This window comes from Nocardia amamiensis NBRC 102102, from assembly GCF_001612745.1.
Lineage (GTDB): Bacteria > Actinomycetota > Actinomycetes > Mycobacteriales > Mycobacteriaceae > Nocardia > Nocardia amamiensis.
Window position 1 is genome coordinate 1 of sequence record NZ_BDBA01000367.1, and the last position, 3482, is coordinate 3482.

The 3482-nt window shown below is 67.3% G+C and carries 4 protein-coding genes; all 4 read right to left on the reverse strand.

The features are described from left to right. Positions 1-67: 67 nt before the first annotated feature. On the reverse strand, positions 68-2113 hold the full coding sequence (locus tag NA4_RS37670; protein ID WP_067480923.1) for a recombinase family protein: 2046 nt from the start codon (positions 2111-2113) through the stop codon (positions 68-70). 70 nt (positions 2114-2183) lie between these two features. Next, positions 2184-2498, reverse strand: a complete 315-nt coding sequence (locus NA4_RS37675) for a hypothetical protein (RefSeq protein WP_067480927.1) — start codon at positions 2496-2498, stop codon at positions 2184-2186. Next, positions 2485-2931 (reverse strand): helix-turn-helix domain-containing protein, encoded by a 447-nt coding sequence (locus NA4_RS37680; protein ID WP_245671788.1) that lies wholly within the window; start codon positions 2929-2931, stop codon positions 2485-2487. Before NA4_RS37680 ends, NA4_RS37675 begins: the two co-directional genes overlap by 14 nt. A gap of 201 nt (positions 2932-3132) precedes the next feature. After that, the coding region (locus NA4_RS37685; protein ID WP_245671789.1) for a DUF5372 family protein at positions 3133-3482 on the reverse strand (350 nt) is incomplete at its 5' end.

A 3482-nucleotide genomic window follows, 5' to 3' on the forward strand; every position in this document is an offset into this window, starting at 1 on the left:
GGACAAACCTGTGGTTGCATACTGCACCTCTTTCGTGTGATTCGTTGGTTGTTTGTATTTGTGGTGTTCAGGGCGTTTTCGGTGGTCGGCCGATGTGGGGTCGGTCGGGTGGGTTGTCGGGGTCGGGTCGGTGGTAGAGGCGTTCGCCTTTGTCGTTGTAGGGGATGCCGGTGAGGACTCCGGTGCGGTGCCAGCGGCTGATGGTGTTGGGGCGGACGCCGAGCAGGGTGGCGGTTTCGGCGGCGGTGAGCATGCCTGCGGCGCGCAGGCGTTGGCGGCGGCTGCGTAGCCGGTAGGCGCGGATGATGTTGTCGATGATCAAGCGGTGGAAGGGTTCTCCGGTGCCGGTGACCAGTTCGCGCTGGTTGAGGATGTCGGCGATCTCGCCGGAGACGTGGTGGTCGAGCAGTTCGTCGATGAGGGTGACGATCTCGGTGGGGGTGCGGCGGGCTTCGGGCCCGGTCTTGGGGACGGGCATGGTGAGGGTGGTGTGCTGGCCGGCGGGAAATCGGATGTGGGCGGTGATGGTGTCGCGGTCGCGCGCAACGGTGGCGTCGGTGAGCAGCAGCCGGGCGATGCGTTTGCGTTCGCGCGCAGGGGTGTTGGGGTCGTTCCAGATCGCGGGCAGGTCGGTGACGAGCTGACGAATGCGGGCCTGTTGGGCGTCGGTGAGCTGCCCGGTCTGCTGGGTGCGGGCGGTGTCGTAGTCGCGTTGTGCGGCTTGCAGTTCCCGCAGCGCGGTGTTCCAGTCGGCTTCCAGGGTGTCGGCGACGAGCCGGTTGGCCGGGTCGACGGCGAGGTAGCGGCGCCGGGCGTGGTCGGCGCGGTATTGGGCGCGTTCGACGTGCGCGGCGCGCATGCGGTCGGCGTCGGCGGCGCGCTGGTCGAGTTCGGCGGAGACGGCGAGCGCGGCCTCGACCGTGAGCGGGGTCAGGGTGTCGATGAGCAGTTGCCCGATGCGGGTGTCGAGGTCGGCGCCGGGGATGACCGCGCAGACGGGTTGGGCGGTTTCGATGCCGTCGCGTTGACACACGTAGGTGGGGAAGTCTTGTCCGCGGCGGTGGTGATAGCGCACGGTCATGCGTTTGCCGCAGCGCCCGCAGACGATCATGCCTTGCAGCAGGGCCGCGCCTTCGCGGGGCGGGCCGGCGGCGCGGTCACGGCCGTGTGCGGCGGCGTTGTCGGCCAGGCGGGCTTGGTTGAGGTCGAACTGGGCCAGGCTGATATAGCCGGGATGGACGTCGGGAATAAACGAGATCCATTGCTCGCGAGGAAGTTTCACTCGTGACCCAATCCCCGCAGCACCGGAGCCGTGACGGCCGTAGGTGAAAGCGCCGGCATAGCGGGGATTGTGCAGGATCCGCAGCACGGTGTGATGCGCGAGGGGTTTCCAGTCCAGTTCACCCTTGCGCGGGCCCTTGAGATGCCGCCACGGGAACTGCAGGCCCGCGGCCCGGAAGGATTTGACGCAGGCAGTCGCCGAGCCGGTGGCGGCGAAGGTGTCGAACAAGTGCCGCAGGGCTTGCTGGACGGCCTGGTCGGGGTCGAGCACCACCCGGTCGGCGCCGTCGTAGACGAGTCCGACCGGCAGCGGGGTGATCAGTTCGCCGCGGCGGGCCTTGGACAGCACCCCGCCGCGCAGGCGGGCCTTGATAAAATGCAGCTCGGCCTCCGACATCTGGCCCTTCATGCCCAGCAGCAGCCGGTCGTTGAAGCCGCGGGGATCGTAGAGGCCGTCCTCGTCGCAGATCAGGGTGCCGGTCATGGCGCAGAGTTCGAGCAGTTGGTGCCAGTCGGCGGAGTTGCGGGCCAGCCGCGAGCATTCCAGGCCGAGCACGATCCCGGCGCGGCCGAGGGACACCTCGGCGACCAGGTGCTGGAACCCTTCGCGGTCCGCGGCCGAGGCTCCGGATTGGCCCTGGTCGACGTCGATGACCTGGATCTGGTCGGCCTGCCAGCCCAGCGCGATCGCCCGCCCGCGCAGGTCGTATTGGCGGTGCGCGGATTCGGTGTGATGCAGGACCTGCTTGAGGGTGGACTGGCGGACATAGAGCAACGCGGGCCTGCTCAGATGAGCGGCGCTCACCTTGGTCGCCGCGGTCTCGACGAACACTTCACATGCTCCTTCCTCACCCCGGACGGACTGACGTCAAGGCATGAGAGTGATTGCAAGAAAACAGAATTCAAGTTCCGGTGAGCGCCAGACCAGCCAGCGCATCGACCAGTTCGGCCGTGAGGGCTGTTGGCAGCGAGAGCGCGTGCGCGGCAGATGCGGACCGTCTCGGCGTGGGCCCGGCGACCGCGATCCGAGCCACCGCCGCCCGCCAGGCCAGCACGCCGCGACGGGAAAGCACCGCGAACCCGAGTCGCAGGGCGTCGGCTCGCGCGGTCAGCGCCGCATGGCGCAACTGCTCGTAGTGTTCGTCCAGCCCGCCCGCGGCCCGAGCCGGGCCAGGCTCGATCGACTGCGGGATCGGTTGCGGTTCAGCCGCTTTCATATCGGCTGTCGCGAAATCGGGCCAGCGCCCGTTCGATCGAGCGGGGGTGCACCCGCACCCCGAATCGCTCCTCGATGGGCGCGACCAGATCCTTGGCTCGCACGGCAGGGTCGCCATCGAGCAGAGCTTGGGCGAATGCGCAGACCTCACTGGTGAGCTTGTGGCCGCCGCGGGGCCCGGGTTTGGCCGGGGCCAACCCTTCGAGCCCGGCGGAGTCGAGGGCGGCGGCGGCCTCGTAATACGACTGCCGGGAATACCCGAACGCTGCCGCCGACTCGGTCACCGACATCTCATCGACCCGCACCCGGCGCACCATCTCGTATTTGACCTGCACCACGTCGCGGGCGTCGAAGAACTCGTGCCCGGTGAACGCCTCGTCGGTCACCTGTTCCGGATGCGGGTTCAGGCACCGCGCCGCCCGCAACTCGCCCACTTTCGGATCCTCCCGCGAACCCTGCCGCGCCATGCGCCCTCATCTCGTCGAACATCGCCATCGCCGAACAGTCAGACAGATTTTGCCGACATGTGAGCGGCGTTGGGCAGAAACCGGGAAACATACTGCAAGGAACTTTGTTCTTGCAGTAGATGTTTCGATCGAATCTGGATCGCGGATCTCCGTGGTGGTGCGGCGTAATTATCCTGACGCTCGCGGCGAAATCGGATTGACAGTCCGATCGAGGCTCGGATGCGTGCGGATCCTGTCGATCAGCTCGGCCAGTTCCAGCAGTCCGGTCGTGGTGAACGGGCACCGCCCCTCGGCGATCACCACGAACGGATCCACCGCCACGACATCGGTCCAGCCTGCAGGCAGCGAGAACACCACGCCATGTTCGTCACGCAGGCTGACGCGGTCCTCACCCCAGTTGAAGCGGTGCTCGACGAACTCGAACTCACGCCCGAACAACGGATGGAATCGGTGCGTCACCCGCGCTTTCGGCACCTGATCATCGGGACTGGGTGTAGTCGAAGACGTCGTCCAAACCG

Coding starts and splice junctions, on each gene's coding strand:
- NA4_RS37675 (WP_067480927.1), bottom strand. CDS start 2,498: ATGAAAGCGGCTGAACCGCAACCGATCCCGCAGTCGATCGAGCCTGGC.